Origin of the sequence: Novispirillum itersonii, from assembly GCF_014205675.1 — a bacterium.
Classification (GTDB): domain Bacteria; phylum Pseudomonadota; class Alphaproteobacteria; order Rhodospirillales; family Rhodospirillaceae; genus Novispirillum; species Novispirillum itersonii_A.
The window spans coordinates 63588-79751 of the sequence record NZ_JACIIX010000015.1 but is presented as its reverse complement, the minus strand read 5'-3'; the positions used below and the strand labels follow the sequence as shown (position 1 = coordinate 79751).

Annotated in this window: 14 protein-coding genes; 8 read left to right on the top strand and 6 right to left on the bottom strand. The window is 64.4% G+C overall.

The features are described 5' to 3' along the window. Window position 1 precedes the first annotated feature (1 nt). Window positions 2–649: a CHAP domain-containing protein gene (locus tag FHS48_RS16990; RefSeq protein WP_184265216.1), complete on the top strand. Its 648-nt coding sequence runs from the start codon at window positions 2–4 to the stop codon at window positions 647–649. Between the two features lie 187 nt (window positions 650–836). Here the strand turns inward: FHS48_RS16990 and FHS48_RS16985 are convergent, their stop codons facing one another. Next, window positions 837–2627, bottom strand: coding sequence for an AMP-dependent synthetase/ligase (locus tag FHS48_RS16985; RefSeq protein WP_184265274.1), 1791 nt, complete (start codon window positions 2625–2627; stop codon window positions 837–839). Between the two features lie 272 nt (window positions 2628–2899). On the opposite strand from FHS48_RS16985, the gene FHS48_RS16980 reads away from it, so the two are divergent. Next, window positions 2900–4732 carry a M3 family oligoendopeptidase gene (locus tag FHS48_RS16980; protein ID WP_260402543.1) on the top strand — a complete coding sequence of 611 codons (1833 nt, stop codon included), beginning with the start codon at window positions 2900–2902 and terminating at the stop codon, window positions 4730–4732. Between the two features lie 72 nt (window positions 4733–4804). On the opposite strand, the gene FHS48_RS16975 is transcribed toward FHS48_RS16980, so the two are convergent. From FHS48_RS16975 to FHS48_RS16960, 4 genes are all read right to left on the bottom strand, one after another. Continuing rightward, window positions 4805–5143, bottom strand: coding sequence for a hypothetical protein (locus FHS48_RS16975; protein ID WP_184265214.1), 339 nt, complete (start codon window positions 5141–5143; stop codon window positions 4805–4807). Between the two features lie 302 nt (window positions 5144–5445). Further along, on the bottom strand, window positions 5446–6102 hold the full coding sequence (locus FHS48_RS16970) for a LysE family translocator (RefSeq protein ID WP_184265212.1): 657 nt from the start codon (window positions 6100–6102) through the stop codon (window positions 5446–5448). 404 nt (window positions 6103–6506) lie between these two features. Next, the gene (locus FHS48_RS16965) at window positions 6507–7910 is read right to left on the bottom strand and encodes an FAD-linked oxidase C-terminal domain-containing protein (RefSeq protein ID WP_184265210.1); all 1404 of its coding nucleotides are present in this window, start codon (window positions 7908–7910) and stop codon (window positions 6507–6509) included. A gap of 37 nt (window positions 7911–7947) precedes the next feature. After that, window positions 7948–8493: a prolyl-tRNA synthetase associated domain-containing protein gene (locus FHS48_RS16960; protein ID WP_184265208.1), complete on the bottom strand. Its 546-nt coding sequence runs from the start codon at window positions 8491–8493 to the stop codon at window positions 7948–7950. 144 nt (window positions 8494–8637) lie between these two features. On the opposite strand from FHS48_RS16960, the gene FHS48_RS16955 reads away from it, so the two are divergent. From FHS48_RS16955 to alkB, 4 genes are all read left to right on the top strand, one after another. After that, window positions 8638–9417: a J domain-containing protein gene (locus FHS48_RS16955; protein ID WP_184265206.1), complete on the top strand. Its 780-nt coding sequence runs from the start codon at window positions 8638–8640 to the stop codon at window positions 9415–9417. A 188-nt stretch (window positions 9418–9605) separates the two neighbouring features. Further along, window positions 9606–10463, top strand: coding sequence for a DMT family transporter (locus FHS48_RS16950; RefSeq protein ID WP_184265204.1), 858 nt, complete (start codon window positions 9606–9608; stop codon window positions 10461–10463). Continuing rightward, window positions 10463–11212 carry an N-acetylmuramoyl-L-alanine amidase gene (locus FHS48_RS16945; RefSeq protein ID WP_184265202.1) on the top strand — a complete coding sequence of 250 codons (750 nt, stop codon included), beginning with the start codon at window positions 10463–10465 and terminating at the stop codon, window positions 11210–11212. Before FHS48_RS16950 ends, FHS48_RS16945 begins: the two co-directional genes overlap by 1 nt. After that, window positions 11209–11871: a DNA oxidative demethylase AlkB gene (gene alkB / locus FHS48_RS16940; protein ID WP_311769156.1), complete on the top strand. Its 663-nt coding sequence runs from the start codon at window positions 11209–11211 to the stop codon at window positions 11869–11871. Before FHS48_RS16945 ends, alkB begins: the two co-directional genes overlap by 4 nt. A 29-nt stretch (window positions 11872–11900) precedes the next feature. On the opposite strand, the gene FHS48_RS16935 is transcribed toward alkB, so the two are convergent. After that, window positions 11901–12944: an aldo/keto reductase gene (locus FHS48_RS16935; protein ID WP_184265200.1), complete on the bottom strand. Its 1044-nt coding sequence runs from the start codon at window positions 12942–12944 to the stop codon at window positions 11901–11903. A 188-nt stretch (window positions 12945–13132) separates the two neighbouring features. On the opposite strand from FHS48_RS16935, the gene FHS48_RS16930 reads away from it, so the two are divergent. Beyond that, window positions 13133–13474 carry a hypothetical protein gene (locus FHS48_RS16930; protein ID WP_184265199.1) on the top strand — a complete coding sequence of 114 codons (342 nt, stop codon included), beginning with the start codon at window positions 13133–13135 and terminating at the stop codon, window positions 13472–13474. Window positions 13475–13576: 102 nt separating this feature from the next. Beyond that, window positions 13577–16144 (top strand): glycogen/starch/alpha-glucan phosphorylase, encoded by a 2568-nt coding sequence (locus FHS48_RS16925; RefSeq protein WP_184265197.1) that lies wholly within the window; start codon window positions 13577–13579, stop codon window positions 16142–16144. The last annotated feature ends 20 nt before the right edge of the window (window positions 16145–16164 follow it).

Here is a 16164-nt window from a genome sequence, read left to right as displayed (position 1 = left end):
CATGACGCAGACGACCAGCTCTTTCCTGACCCGCGGTATCCGTGCCTTGGTTGTGATTGCTGGCCTGTCCTGTGGCCTTTCGGTGATGTCTTCGGGCACGGCGGAAGCGGCTGCGGGCTGGAGCTGTGTTCCCTATGCCCGGTCGATCACCAATGTTGACCTGCGCGGCGATGCCTGGCGCTGGTGGGATAATGCCAGCGGCGTTTACGCCAAAGGGCAGGCCCCGAAGGCCGGATCGGTGCTGGTGTTCAAGAAAACCCGCCAGATGAGCCGGGGCCACGTTGCCGTGGTGCGGGAAGTTGTCAGCAGCCGCAAGATCATGATCGACCATGCCAACTGGAGCCGGGACGGCAAGGTGGAGCAGAAGGTCGGCGTGATCGACGTGTCGCCGAAGAACGACTGGAGCAAGACCCGGGTGTGGTACGGTCCGGTCGCCGATTACGGCAATACCACCTATGACACCTATGGCTTCATCTACACCGGCGGCGGCGACGCCCCGAAGGCCCAGCCGGACGCCAGGCTGTACCGGGCTTCGGCCGGTGCAGTGGAAGAGGAAGCCCCGCGCAAAGGGCCGAAGGCCGGTGGCAAGACCAAGCTGTCGGAAAAGAGCCTGACCGACAAGAAGCTGCGCCACATGGGCACCCGCTGATCGGCCCGTGCGGCAGACAGCCTGAAAAAACAGGGCAGGATCCATCCGGGATCCTGCCTTTTGCTTTTGGGCTTGCCTTTATGGTTTCGGCTGCCGCCTGTGGAGGGGCACGGGAACCGGAGGGGACCGGGGGACGGGTCCTCCGGTCAGGGATCACCGGATCCGGGCCCCCGTTATTGGCTCTCCGTTATTCGTAGAGGGCATCCAGCGCCGTGGCGTAGTGCTGGCGGATGACATGGCGGCGGATTTTCAGGGTTGGCGTCAGCATGCCGTTGTCGGTGGTGAAGGCGGCCGGGGCCAGCACGAACTTGCGGACCTTTTCGATGTTCGACAGGTCCCGGTTGACCCGGCTGACGGCTTCGCTGATGGCGGCGCGGAAGTCGGCCCGGGCAATCAGGGTTTCCTGCGGCATCGGTTCCAGCCCGTTCCGGGACAGGAAAGTCTGGATGAAGTCCGGGTCCGGCACGATCAGGGCCACCAGATGCGGGCGGCGGTCGCCGTAAACCATCGCCTGCGCGATTTCCGGCTCCAGCGTCAGGAAGCCTTCCACCCGTTGCGGCGAGACGTTGTCGCCGCCGGAGTTGACGATGATATCCTTCTTGCGGTCGGTGATCTTCAGCCGCCCGAGGCTGTCGATGGTGCCGATGTCGCCGGTGTGCAGCCAGCCGTCGGCATCGATGACGGCGGCGGTGGCTTCCGGATTGTTCCAGTAGCCTTTCATCACCGTTTCACCGCGCACGCAGATTTCGCCATCCTCGGCCAGTTTCACTGACACCCCATAGAGGGGCAGGCCAACGGTATCCATCTTCACGGAGGCCGGAACGTTGACCGAAATCACCGGAGACGCTTCGGTCTGGCCGTAGCCTTGCAGGATCCGCACCCCCAGCGCAGTGAAGAAGTGGCCGACATCGGCGTTCAGCGGGGCTCCGCCGGAAACGAAGGCCTTCAGCCGCCCGCCGAAGCGGCCTGCCACCTTGCGCCGGACCAGCAGGGTCAGCAGCGGATCCAGAAGATGATCGGTCAGGGTCAGGCTGGCGGGAGTGCACTGGCGCTTCATGCCAATGGAAACCGTGCGCAGGAACAGCTTTTCCTTCAGGCCACCCTGCGCCTGCACCCCGCGCAGGATCTTCTGGCGCAGTACCTCGTACAGGCGCGGTACGGCGGTCATGATGGTCGGGCGGGCTTCCTGAAGGTTGGTGCCCAGCGCTTCCAGCCCTTCGGCATAATAGATCTGCGCCCCCAGCGACATCGGGAAGAACTGTCCGGCAGTGTGCTCGTAGGCATGCGACAGCGGCAGGAACGACAGGAACACTTCCTGCCCGACGCCGAGGTCTTTCAGCACCCGATAGGGGCCTTCACTGTTGGTGATAATCGCTCCGTGCGACAGCTCCACCCCTTTCGGCGCACCGCCGGTACCGGAGGTGTAGATGATGCAGGCGGTATCACCGCGCTTCAGGCTGTGCAGCGGGGCCGGGGCCGGTTTACCCTCCCCCAGCGCCATCAGGTCGGCCCAGCGGTGCAGCACCAGACCGGGGTTCTGATGCAGGTCGGTGGGGTCAATCAGCACCACCTGCGGCGGGTGACTCATCTGGGTGGCGGCATGCAGCACCTGCCGTGCCAGCTTGCCGGTAGAGACGATCACCGCGCTGGCCTGACAGTCATTCAGGATGTGCAGGTGGTCGTTGGCGGTGTTGGTGGTATAGGCCGGTACGGTGATCGCCCCGGCGGTCATTACTGCCAGATCGGCGATACACCATTCCGGGCGGTTTTCCGAGACCAGAACCACCCGGTCGCCGGGGTGGATGCCGATGGCGGCCAGCCCGTTGGCCAGCGCGGTGACGGCGGCGGCGACCTCGTCCCAGCTCCACGCCGCGAAGGTCTTCAGGGGGGTGTTGTCGCGGGCACGTTTGGCCAGCAGAAACGGGGCACCCCGCAGGGCCTGCGCCTGATCAAAGAACAGCCCGGGCAGGCTGGTCATGGCGGCATAATCAACGACACGGCCGGGCACCGTGATCCTCCCTTGTTAAAATCCGGATCCGGTTACCCCGAATTTCCGGCGGGGGCAATCTTTCTTCACCGTCTGTGGCAGGAGGATGACGGTTACGGCAGACGGGCTGCCGGGTCTCCGATCAAGCATTGCCGCAACGGTGTTCAGACCCCATAGTAGTGTTAAATGACAGTGTATAGGGCAGAAGGCGTCCCTGCTATCGCGAATATGGTGCCGCCTGACCCTGAATAATATGTGTGGAGATGGTGCTGATGATGATGCGTGTGATGCGGGAACAGGCCGGGGCCGCTGCGGCCTCCGCTGCGGCGGATCTGGGCGTGCTGCCGGAATGGGACCTGCGCGATCTGTACCCGGCCCCGGACTCGCCGGAACTGAAGGCGGATCTGGACAAGGTTGACGCTGCCGCCCGCGCTTTTGCCGCCGCCTATCAGGGCAAGGTGGCGGGGCTGTCCCCGGCGGAGTTCGGCACCGCCATCCGGGCCTATGAGGACCTGTGCGAGGTGCTGTACAAGGCGCTGTCCTACGGCCAGCTGGTGCATGCCGGGAATGTCAGCGACCCGGAGGTCGGCCGTTTCTATCAGGGCCTGAGCGAGAAGGGGACGGAGATTTCCACCCTGACCCTGTTCTTCACGCTGGAAATCAACCGTCTCGACGATGCGGCGCTGGCTGCCCTGCTGACCGATCCGGTGGTGGCCCGCTACCGCCCGTGGATCGACGGCATTCGCCAGTATAAGGACCATCAGCTGACCGATGATCTGGAGCGGATGGTGACCGAAAAGGGCATCACCGGGGCCGGGGCATGGGTCCGCCTGTTTGATGAGACGCTGGCGGCGCTGCGCTTCCCGGTCGATGGCAAGGACCTGACCATCACTGAGGCGACCAACCTGCTGTCCAGCACCGATCCGGCGGTGCGCAAGGCGGCGGCGAAGAGCATCGGCACGGTGCTGGGGGCCAACAGCCGGGTGTTCAGCCTGATCACCAACACGCTGGCCAAGGATAAGGAAATAGACGACCGCTGGCGCGGTTATGCCTCGCCGATGGCCTCGCGCAACCTGAGCAATCAGGTGGAGGATACGGTGGTCAACGCGCTGGCCTCCGCTGTCAAGGACAGCTATCCGCGCCTGTCGCACCGTTACTATGCCCTGAAGGCGAAGTGGTTCGGGCAGGATCATCTGGATTACTGGGACCGTAACGCTCCGCTGCCGAGTGACAGCGACCGCAAGTATACCTGGCCGGAAGCGAGCGCGCTGGTGCTGGGGGCCTACCGGCGCTTCTCGCCGGAGCTGGCGGCGGTCGGTCAGACGTTTTTCGACAATGCGTGGATTGACGTTCCGGCCCGCCCCGGCAAGGCCAGCGGTGCCTTTGCCCATCCGGTGGTGCCCAGAGCCCACCCGTACCTGCTGCTCAACTACATGGGCCGGGGCCGCGACGTGATGACGCTGGCGCATGAGCTGGGCCACGGCTGCCATCAGGTTCTGGCCGGCAAGCAGGGCTGCTTCCTGTCCGATACTCCGCTGACGCTGGCGGAAACCGCCTCGGTGTTCGGCGAGATGCTGACCTTCCGCGCCATGCTGGATGCCGAGACGGATCCGGCCCGCCGCAAGGTGCTGCTGGCGTCGAAAGTGGAAGACATGCTGAACACCGTGGTGCGGCAGATTGCCTTCCACCATTTTGAACAGGCGCTGCATGCCGAACGCCGCAGCAGCGGCGAGCTGTCGGCGGAACGGATCGGTGAAATCTGGATGCAGGTGCAGGGCGAAAGTCTTGGTCCGGCAATCCGGTTCGAGCCGGAATACGCCCATTACTGGTCGTACATTCCGCACTTTGTCCACACCCCGTTCTATGTCTACGCCTATGCGTTCGGGGATTGTCTGGTCAATTCCCTGTACGAGGTCTACCAGCAGGGCCTGCCGGAGTTTGAGGCCAAGTATCTGGCGATGCTGTCGGCAGGGGGCACCCTGCGGCACAAGGAGCTTCTGGCCCCGTTCGGGCTGGACGCCAGTGATCCGGCCTTCTGGCAGCGCGGTCTGTCGGTGGTGGCGGGCTTTATTGACGAGCTGGAAGCCCTCGGCTGAGGCCATCCCTGTGAAACAGGAAAACCCCCGGTGGGCAGTCACCGGGGGTTTTTTTATCCTGTCAGGCCGGGATTATTCCGGCTTGACGATCATGCCGACGAAGACGCCGACGTTCTGGAGCAGGCCGGTGCCGTAGCCCTTGAACACCGCGTTCTTCAGCACGAACGGCTCGATGTATTCGGCCGGCGGCTCAGACAGCTGGCCGCCGACGATGTATTCGGTCCCGACGATGAAATCCGGGTGGTTGTCCGGCAGGTTGATCTGCACGGTGGTGGCGCCGGGGATCGAGGACACATTGGCGCTGCAATGGCTGACCAGCAGCAGGCCGAACTGCGAGGACACGAACACATTGGTGGCATTCGGGCGGGCGATGCCAACGCGGGTGGCGGAGAGAGTGGCGGTATCGGTCATGGAGCGATCCCCTGTGATGTGATGGTGGGTTCCGTCGTGCGGAAGCGCATCCCCCTGATGCGCCGGACCACGATCCGGTGATTCTCTTAAGAAGAGTATTGTATTTATTTTTGCATTTTATGATTGTTTCTCGGGAGGGTGCCAGAGCCCTGTGCTAGCCGCTTCTTTTCATATGCTGGCATAATATCCGGCGTGTCTGTGCAGACATATCGATGTCAGAAATGGAACGGCCCCGGTCCTGTAGGGGACCGGGGCCGGGCACGAAAACACGCAGCAGGGCGTTAGAAACGACGGGAGCGGGGTCAGACGAACTTGCGCTCGGTCAGGAACAGCCGCACCGCGAAGCCGAGGAAGATCACCCCGGCGACACCATCCAGCGCCGCCCGCACCCGCACATTGCCCATCAGGGCCCGGCCGACGCCGGACGCCATCACCGAGATCATCAGCAGGAAGCCGGTGCCGCACAGGGTCAGGGTCAGGCCAAGGATCAGGCTTTGCAGGCCGACGTGGCCGAGGGACGGGTTGATGAACTGCGGCACGAAGGCGAGGAAGAACAGGATGACCTTGACGTTCAGCAGGTTGGTCATCATGCCGTGCAGGAAGGTGCGGCGGGTTGACAGGCGTTCCACCTGCGGCACCCCACCGTCGGCCTGCGCCTTCCACATCTGCCACGCGCCCTTCAGCGATTTGGCACCGATCCACGCCAGATACAGCGCCCCGATCAGGCGCATGCCATCAAACAGATGCGGCGAGGCCGCAATCAGCGCCGATACCCCCAGCGCCGCCAGAACCGAATGAACCAGCGCCCCGAAAAAGATTCCGGCACTGGCCACCCAGCCGGATTTCCAGCCTTCAAACAGGCCCCGGCTGAGGATCAGCAGCATGTCCGGCCCGGGGATCAGGATCAGGATCAGCACGGCGAGAAGATAGAGGCGGTAGAGTTCAAGGTCGATCAGCATGGCACGCAGGCTCCGGCCCGGCAGCAGGGCTGCCGGATGAAAAAGAACAGCAGGGGGAAACTAAGGACGGGGAGTCCGGAAACAGATCATCAGGAGTGTCAGGGGCAAAGATCAGAAAAGGGCGTTCCGGAGCGGGGAAACCTGCCCGGAACGCCAAGGCTGCATTACAGTCTGGGAAGTCTGTAACAATCACAGTAGAGGGTACTGAGTAGGGGGTTACAAAGATCTGTTGGAACGGATCGTCAGGGAGGCTGCCGATCCGTGAAGCCATGCTGCCGTGTTCCGGTCTGCGGCTCAAGCTGCATTCCCTAAGGGAAACGATAAGCAGGGCTTATGAAAAGACAGCGGCCCCGCTGCCGGATCTGGCTGCGGGGCCGGGACTGTTCCCTCTGGGGGTGTCGGGCTTACAGCCGCACAATCTTACCGGGGTTCAGCAGGTTGGCCGGATCCAGTGCCTTTTTGATGGCGCGCATCACGTCCAGCGCGTCACCGTGTTCGGTCTCCAGAAACTCCATCTTGCCATAACCGACGCCGTGTTCGCCGGTGCAGGTGCCGTCCATCGACAGGGCGCGCTGGACCAGCCGGTCGTTCAGGGCCAGTGCGGTTTCCAGCTCCTTGGGGTCGTCGGGGTTGACGATGAACAGCACATGGAAGTTACCGTCGCCGACATGGCCGACGATCGGGCACAGCAGGCCGCTGGCATCCAGATCGGCGCGGGTCTCGACGATGCAGTCGGCCAGACGCGAAATCGGCACACAGACATCCGACGAGAACCCGGAACAGCCGGGGCGCAGGCCGAGACCGGCATAGTAGGCCTTGTGGCGGGCATCCCACAGCCGGGCCCGCTCTTCCGGGGCATTGGCCCACTGGAAGTCGGTGCCGCCATGGTCAGCGGCCAGTGCCTGCACCATTTCCACCTGTTCCTGCACCCCGGCGGGGGAGCCGTGGAATTCAAAGAACAGGGTCGGGGTTTCGGCGTGTGACAGCTTGGAATAGGCGTTGATCGCCTTCATCTGCAAGGCGTCGAGGAATTCAACGCGGGCCACCGGAATGCTGCTCTGGATGGTGGCGATGACGGTGTTGACCGCTTCCTCCACCCCCGGGAACGGGCAGACGGCAGCGGAAATGGTCTCCGGGATGCCATACAGGCGCAGGGTGACCTCGGTGATGATGCCCAGCGTACCTTCCGACCCGACGAACAGGCGGGTCAGGTCATATCCGGCGGCGGACTTGCGGGCGCGGCGGCTGGTGCGGATCACCCGGCCATCGCACAGCACCACGGTCAGGGCCAGCACGTTTTCACGCATGGTGCCATAGCGCACGGCGTTGGTGCCGCTGGCGCGGGTGGCGGTCATGCCGCCGATGCTGGCATCCGCCCCCGGATCAATCGGAAAGAACAGCCCGGTGTCGCGGATGAATTCATTCAGCTGTTTGCGGGTGACCCCGGCCTGCACGGTGCAGTCCAGATCCTCCGGCCGCACCTCCAGCACCGCGTTCATCCGCGAGACGTCGATGCAGATGCCGCCCTGAAGCGCGGCGATATGGCCTTCCAGCGAGGTGCCGGTGCCGAACGGAATCACCGGGGTGCCGTAGCGGGCGCAGATTTTCACCACCGCCGACACTTCTTCGGTGCTGGTGGCGAACACCACCGCATCGGGGGGGAAGGCGACGTGGAAGGATTCATCCTTGCCATGCTGCTCGCGGATGGCGGTGCCGGTGGCCAGACGGTCACCGACCAGCGCGGCCAGTTCGGCCAGACATTCCGGCGGGGCGGTACGGGCGGGCAGGGCGGGGGGCAGATGCGACATGGTGCGGGGTCCTGTGGCGGGGAGTCAGGAGAGAGGATCAGGCAAGGGTGGCAATCTGCGGAGCATGGCCGCAGGCGCGGACGAAGGTCAGCAGATCGGTGTTGGAAATGCTGGTGGTGGCGGTGTTTTCCAGCGGGTGGTAATTCAGTATAGGCTGGTCCATCATCCACTGGTCCAGCACCACGTTCACCGCCTGCGCGGCCCGGTCGTTGATCAGCGAGAACGGGGTGACGGAGCCGGGAAAGACCCCCAGCATATCAACCAGACGCTCCGCCGAGCCGAAGGACAGGCGCTTCGAGCCGATGCGGTCGGGCAGGGTTTTCAGGTCAATCTGGCGGTCAATCGGGGCCACCACCAGCCATGTCTGCTTTTTGGCATCGCGCAGAAACAGGTTCTTGCAATGTACGCCGGGGATATCAGCCCAGAACTGATGGCCGTCCTCGACGGTCATGATCGGCGGATGGTCCACGGTGGAGGTGCGGATGTTCAATCCGTCAAGGAAGGTCATCAGCGCGGCACGGCTGGCGTGGTGCGGCGACAGGACCAGCGGGGAGGCGGCGGTTTCGGCTGCGGGATTGCTCATGATCGGCGGGTGACTTAATGTTCTGGTTCAACGGGCGGGAATGGTGCCGGGATTGATCTGGTCGGGTCAAGCCGGAACAGTGGACCGTATAACGCTTTTTGCATAAATCATAGCCGGATGACCCTGCGGAGAGAGCAAACCCGAATGAGCATCTGGGGCAAACTGATGGGCGGCATGACCGGTATGATGGTCGGCGGCCCGCTGGGCGCGATGATGGGGGCCTCGATGGGCCACCTGTTCTATGACCGCAATCCGTTCCGCAGCCTGTTCAACCCGATGGCCTTTGTGCCGGGGTGGCAGGGCTTTGTCGCTTCCGCCAAGGAGCAGGGCCGCCAGAGCGGCTTTGCCATGGGGGTTGTGCTGCTGTCGGCCAAGGTGGCCCGGGCCAGTGGCCTGAACGAGGCAGAGGGCTTTGCCGCGCTGATCCGGGTCGCCAGTATCGGGCCGGAGGAACAGGACGGCGTACATGCCCTGTACAGCCGGGCGTGGCAGTCCGACAGCGGGCCGGAAACGGTGACGGCGGTGCTGTCGGCGCTGTTTGACGGCAGCCCGGGGCTGCTGGACGAGATTGTTGACGCTCTGGCGATGATTGCCGCCGCTGCCGGGCGGCTGGAGCAGGCGGTGCCGCATCTGGAGGCGATTGCCGCCGATCTGGGCAGGCCGGGGCGCGATTGGGCGCGTTTTCAGGCCGGGGCCGCCGGGACGGGGGGCGGGCCGGACCCGTGGCAGGTGCTGGGGGTGCCGCCGGACAGTGACGAGGCGACGATCCGCGCCGCCTATCGCCGCCTGCTGCGGGAGACCCATCCGGATACGCTGATGGCACAGGGCTTGCCAGAGGAATTCATCGCCGTTGCCAACCGCCGGATGGCGGATATCAACGCGGCATGGGACGAGATTGCCCGTCAGCGCCGCTACCGGCGCTGACGGGTTTCGTTTCTAAAGAGGGCAGCGCCGCTACCGGCGCTGACAGGTTTCGTTTCAAAAGAGGGCAGCGCCGTTACCGGCGCTGACAGGTCTCGTTGCATTTGCTGTTTTGTTCATTTGCCCCCGGCCTGCGCCCCTAACGCGGGCCGGGGGATTCTCTCTCCCCGTCTCCCCGGAGTATCCTGCCTGTGAGTATCCGCGATACCCTTCTCGCCCTGTTTGTGATGGTCTTATGGGGTGCCAATTATGTTGCCGTAAAGCTGGGGGTGTCGGAATTTCCGCCGCTGCTGCTGATTACCCTGCGGTTTGCCGTGGTGGCGGTGCTGCTGGTGCCGTTTTACCGCATCACCCGCAAACAGGTGCCGGGGGTGCTGCTGCTGTCCTTCACCTTCGGGTCGGCGCATTTCGCCCTGCTGTTTGTCGCCCTGAAAATGACCGAAGCCGGAACCAGCGCCCTGCTGCTGCAACTGGGGGTGCCGTTCTCCACCCTGCTCGGCGTGGTGTTTCTGGGGGACCGGCTGGGTGTCTGGCGGGTCAGCGGCCTGCTGGTGGCCTTTGCCGGGGCGGCGGTGCTGGCGTGGGGGCCGAATGTGCCCGCCATCGGCCCGGCGGTGCTGCTGGTGGTATCGGCCTTCTTCTGGGCGGTGTCGAACCTGCTGGTGAAAAAAGTGACGGATGTCAGCCCGATCGCCCTGACCGGCTGGATGTCGCTGTTTGCCGTGCCGCAATGTCTGCTGTGGACCCTGATTTTTGAAACCGGCCATATCGCCGCCATTGAACAGGCCCACCTGATCGGCTGGGGGGCGATGCTCTATACCGCCATCGGGTCCTCCATCGTTGCCTATGGCCTGTGGTACTGGCTGCTGGGGCGCTATACCGTCAGTCAGGTGGTGCCGATCTCGCTGCTCAACCCGGTGTTCGGGGTGTTGGTCGGGGCATGGGTGCTGGGCGAAAGCATCGGCCCGGAAAAGATCGCCGGAGGCCTGCTGACGCTGGGCGGGGTTGGTATCATCCTGTGGCGGCAGGCGAAAAAGGGGGCGGCCTGATGACCGGCCCGGCCTTTGCCGCTGATACGTCCCTGCCGGGGGTGACGGTGATGCCGTCGCCCAACCACGGCCCGCGTGCGGCGGGGGCGGCGGTGGATCTGCTGGTGCTGCATTATACCGGCATGCCGGATGGGTCGGCGGCCTTGCGGCGGATGTGTCAGGCCGAGGCGCAGGTCTCGGCCCATTATATGGTGGAAGAGGACGGGCGGATTTTTCAACTGGTGCCGGAGGCACGGCGGGCCTGGCATGCCGGGGTCGCCCGCTGGCGGGGCCGCGCTGACGTCAACAGCCACTCAATCGGGATAGAGATCGTCAACCCCGGCCATGAATTCGGCTACCGCCCGTTTCCGGCGGTGCAAATGCAGGCGGTGGCGGCGCTGTGCCGTGATATTCTGGACCGGCACCCGGCGATCCTGCCCGGCGGAGTGGTGGCCCATGCCGATGTGGCCCCGGCCCGCAAGGAGGACCCCGGCGAACTGTTTGACTGGCCGTTTCTGGCGGATCAGGGGGTCGGTCTGTTTCCCGCCCCTGTGGCGGGTGCAGGCGGGGATGCCGCCGCTCTGCTGCGGCAGATCGGCTATCCGCTGGGCGAAGACGGAGCGGAAACCCCGGAGGGTCTGCGGGCGGCGCTGGTGGCGTTTCAGCGGCGCTACCGCCCGTCGGAGTTGACCGGGCAGGCCGATGCCGGAACACTGGCCATGCTGACAGCCGTGGCAAGAGCCCTGAAACCGGAGGAAAGTATACGGTGACTGATCTGTTTTCCGCCCTCGGCGATGGCGCGGGCAGCATGAACATCCGGCGGGAGGATTTCGCCCCCGGTGCCGTGCTGCTGCGTGGCGGGCTGGCAGATCAGCAGGAGGCGGTTCTGGCCGCCGTGCGGGCGGTGACGGCGCAGACCGCGTTCCGGCGGATGCAGACGCCGGGTGGACAGTCGATGTCGGTGGCCACCAGCAGCTGCGGTGCGTTGGGCTGGGTCACTGACCGCAAAGGCTATCGCTATGTGGCGGCGGATCCGCAGACCGGCATCCCGTGGCCCGTGATGCCGGGAGTGCTGCATGGTTTCGCCCGGGCGATGGCGGAGATGGCAGGCTATCCGGGGTTTGATCCCGACAGTTGCCTGATCAACCGCTATGCTGCCGGGGTCAAGATGGGCCTGCATCAGGACCGGGATGAGGCGGACTTCACCCAGCCGATCGTCTCGCTGTCGCTGGGGATTCCGGCGGTGTTCCTGTGGGGCGGGCTGGCCCGCACCGGCCCGGTGCGGCGGATCACCCTCAGTCATGGCGATGTGGTGGTGTGGGGCGGGCCGTCGCGGCTGGTGTTCCACGGCATCGCCCCGCTGAAACCCGGTACCCATCCGGCAACGGGAGAGGTCAGGATCAACCTGACCTTCCGCCGCGCCGGATAGGGGCCGTAACGGTAAGGCTGATCCGGCCCTTACGGGGCCGGATTAGGATACGCGGTGTGGATAGCCTCGATGGCCGCCGTCAGTTCCGGGGTCAGCGGGCGGTCGGCGGCGGCCAGACTGGCGGCGAACTGCTCCGGCGTGGTCGCCCCGACAATCGCCGAGGCCAGGAACGGCCGTTCCAGACAATAGCGGATCGCCATGGTGGTCGGGGACCATCCGGCGGCTTCAGCCAGCGTGCAATACAGATCGGTGGCGAGCTGGGCGGCGGGCTTGGTGTAGCGGGCGTAGCGGTCCGGCCAGCGGGTGACGCGGGCCCCCTGCGGGCGGGCGCCGTTGCGGTATTTGCCGGTCAGCACCCCACCGCCCAGCGGCGAATAGGCGGTCAGCGGCACCTCTTCGCGGATTGCCAGTTCGGCCAGACCGACCTCGAAGGAACGGTTCAGCAGGCTGTAGGGATTCTGGATGCAGGCAATGCGCGGCACCCCGGCGGTTTCGGCGGCCAGCAGGCAGCGGTGGATGCCCCACGGCGTTTCGTTGGAGACCGCGATGTGGCGGATCTTCCCGGCCTTCACCGCATCGGCCAGTACCGCAAGGCTTTCCTCCAGCGGGGTCTGATCCTGCTCCGGGTGGTGTTCATAGCCCAGACGGCCGAAGAAGTTGGTCTGCCGGTCCGGCCAGTGCAGGTAATACAGGTCGATATAATCGGTCTGAAGGCGCTTCAGCGAGGCATCAAGCGCGGCCTCGATGTTCACCCGGTCCAGCCGGTGATCGGGGCCACGGAACCACGGCATCGGCGGGCTGTAGGCCACCACCTTGGTGGCGATGATCGTATCGCTGCGGTTGCCGCGGGCCTTGACCCAGTTGCCGACGATTTCTTCGGTCCGGCCCTGTGTTTCCGGGCGGGGAGAGATCGGATACAGCTCGGCGGCATCAAGGAAGTTGATGCCGTGGTCACGGGCGATATCCAGCAGGGCAAAGCTCTCAGTTTCGGTGTTCTGTTCGCCGAAGGTCATGGTGCCCATGCTGATGGCGGACACCTTCAGGCCGCTGCGGCCAAGGGGACGGTATTCCAAGGAACAACTCCTTTGAGGGGGGCAGGAGGAGAGGAAAGGTGTAATTTCGCAGTGCAAATAAACCTTTTGGTAATATTTTCCCGATGCGGGCAGGAGTACAATCAAAAACAGGAGACATCTGCCGGTAGCTGCCATGGTGGCGGCTGAACAGAGCCGCAGTTTTGCCTCCCCACAGGAGGAGGTCTGAAATGATTTCCGACACGGGCCGTCCGGCTGACGGCAACCGCAAAACCGACCTCAAAACAGATAGTGCGCAGGCAGACCCCCGTAAAGACGCAGAAAATGCCCGCCCGGACGCCCGGGCCGCGCAGAAGAAGGGCAATCCGCCGCTGACCCCGCAGGAAGCCACCCTGTACCGGGTGTGCTGGGCCTCGGTGTTTACCGCTGCCTGTGGCGCCGGGGATCCGATGCCGCGTGATCTGGCAGAGTTCCGCGCCGAAAACGAGGCGGTGGATCATCCCTTCCGCCGCTACTGGCTGGAAGTCTACCGCAGTGGCGGCAGCAGTGGTCTGCCGACAATCCGGCACTGATCCCGCCCGGTATTATCCCTTTGCCGTGCAGCCCTTTTCTGTACGCGGGGGGGACTGCCGTGGTAGGATTCCGGCGGGGGATCAGCGCTGGAGCGTCAGGCCATGCAGACTTACCGGGATCAGCCGCACCGGGATCATCCTGTTGCGGCGGAAGAAGGCGGCATCAGCGGTGCTGACTGGATGACCGTAGACTGGAGCCAGCTGAACCGGGGGGACATCGACGTCTTCAAGCGGCGTCTGTATGCCCACCTGAAGCATAGGTTGGCCCGCAGTGCGGAAGAGGCCAGCCTGCACGACTGGTATACCGCGCTGGCCCATACCACCCGCGACCTGCTGGTGGAAACCTGGACTGACAGCCAGCGGGCGGCGGCCAGTGCCGACGCCAAGCGGGTGTGCTATCTGTCGCTGGAATTCCTGATCGGGCGGTCGCTGGAAAGCAACCTGCTGGCGGTTGGCATGATGGATATCTGCCATGCCGCGCTGGCGGAAATGGGGCTGGATTTCGGCGCGATCCGCGAGCAGGAGCCGGAGGCGGCACTGGGTAACGGCGGCCTCGGGCGGCTGGCGGCCTGTTTTGTCGATTCCCTCGCCACGCTGGGCATTCCGGGGGAAGGCTATGGCATCCATTACCACCACGGCATGTTCCGTCAGCGCATTGAGGACGGGCGGCAGGTGGAAGTGCCGGAAAACTGGCTGACCTATGGCAATCCGTGGGAATTCAAACGCCCGGATGTCTGCTATCCGGTGCGCTACGGCGGCCGGGTGGAAATGGTGGACGACGGCGAAGGCCACCAGAGCTTTGTCTGGATCCATGCCGAGGAAGTGCTGGCGATTGCCAACGATCTGCCGGTGCCGGGCTATGGCGGGTTTGGGGCCTCCAGCATCCGGCTGTGGTCAGCCCGGGCCTCGCAGGAATTTGACCTTCAGGACTTTAACCGGGGCGACTATATCGGCTCGGTGATGGCGGCGATGGAGTCCGAAAGCCTGTCGAAGGTTCTGTATCCGGATGATTCCACCGAACAGGGCAAGGTGCTGCGCTTCCGGCAGGAGTATTTCTTTGTCGCCGCCTCGGTCGCCGACATCCTGCACCAGTTCCGCGCTCAGTCGGGGGCGGACTGGAGCCTGCTGCCGGAAAAGGTGGCGATCCAGCTGAACGATACTCACCCCACCATTGCCATTCCGGAACTGATGCGCCTGCTGATCGACGAACAGGGGCTGGGCTGGGATGAGGCGTGGGAAATCAGCCGGGGTGTGTTCGCCTACACCAACCACACCCTGTTGCCGGAAGCTCTGGAATGCTGGCCGGTGGCCCTGTTTGAACGGCTGCTGCCGCGTCATCTTCAGATCATTTACGAAATCAACCGCCGCTTCCTCGATCAGGTGCGGGCGCAGGTGCCGGACGATGCCGATCTGGTGCGGCGGGTGTCTCTGATTGATGAAAACGGCGGACGGCGGGTGCGGATGGCCCATCTGGCGGTGGTCGGCAGCCACTGCGTCAACGGGGTGGCGCGGATCCATACCGATCTGATGAAATCGGGGCTGTTTGCTGATTTCCACCGGTTATACCCGGATAAAATTGTCAACCGCACCAATGGCATCACCCCGCGCCGCTGGCTCAATCAGGCCAACCGGCCATTGGCCCGGTTGATTTCCCGCCATGTGGACGAAGACTGGCCGGTCAATCTGGATCTGCTGCGTGCCCTGTTGCCGCTGGCGGAGGATGCCGGGTTCGCCGAGGAATTCCGGCGGGCAAAAACCGCCAACAAGGAGCGCTTCACCAGTTTCTCCGGGCGGACGCTGGGGGTCTGGATCGACCCCGGCAGCCTGTTTGATGTGCAGGTCAAGCGGATCCATGAATACAAGCGGCAGCTTCTGAATGTGCTGCACGTCATCACCCGCTACAACCGGCTGCGCCATGGGCTGACGGCGGGGATGGTGCCGCGCACGGTGATCTTTGCCGGTAAGGCCGCCCCCGGCTATGCGGCGGCGAAGATGATCATCCGGCTGATCCATGCCGTCGCCGGGGTGGTCAATGGTGATCCGCGCACCCGCGACTGGCTGCGGGTGGTGTTTGTGCCCAACTACAATGTCTCCTCGGCGGAGGTGATCATTCCCGCCGCCGATCTGTCAGAGCAGATCTCGACGGCGGGCACCGAGGCTTCGGGCACCGGGAACATGAAGCTGGCGCTCAACGGGGCGCTGACCATCGGCACCCGTGACGGAGCCAATATTGAAATCGCCGAGGAGGTGGGGGAGGAGAACCTGTTCTTCTTCGGCCTGACGGCGGAGGAGGTGGCGGCCTGCCGCAGTGGTGGGTATGACCCGATGGCGGTGATGCATGCCAATCCTGAGCTGGCGGAAGTGCTGAACATGATCCGGGGCGGTTACTTCAGCCCCGGCGAACCGGAGGCCTTCCGCCCGCTGGTTGATGCCCTGCTGTATGGCGGGGATCATTACCTGCTGCTGGCCGACTATGCTGCCTATGTGGCGACGCAGGGGCTGGTGGATGCGGCGTGGCAGGATGCGGCGGGCTGGACCCGCTCCGCCATCACCACCGTGGCGCGGATGGGTAAGTTCTCCGCCGACCTGACGGTGCTGGATTACGCCCGGGATATCTGGGGCGTTAAGGCAACGGCCCCGGTGATGCAGGATCTGGGGCCGTACCGGTAAAACAGGGATGTCAGACAGCG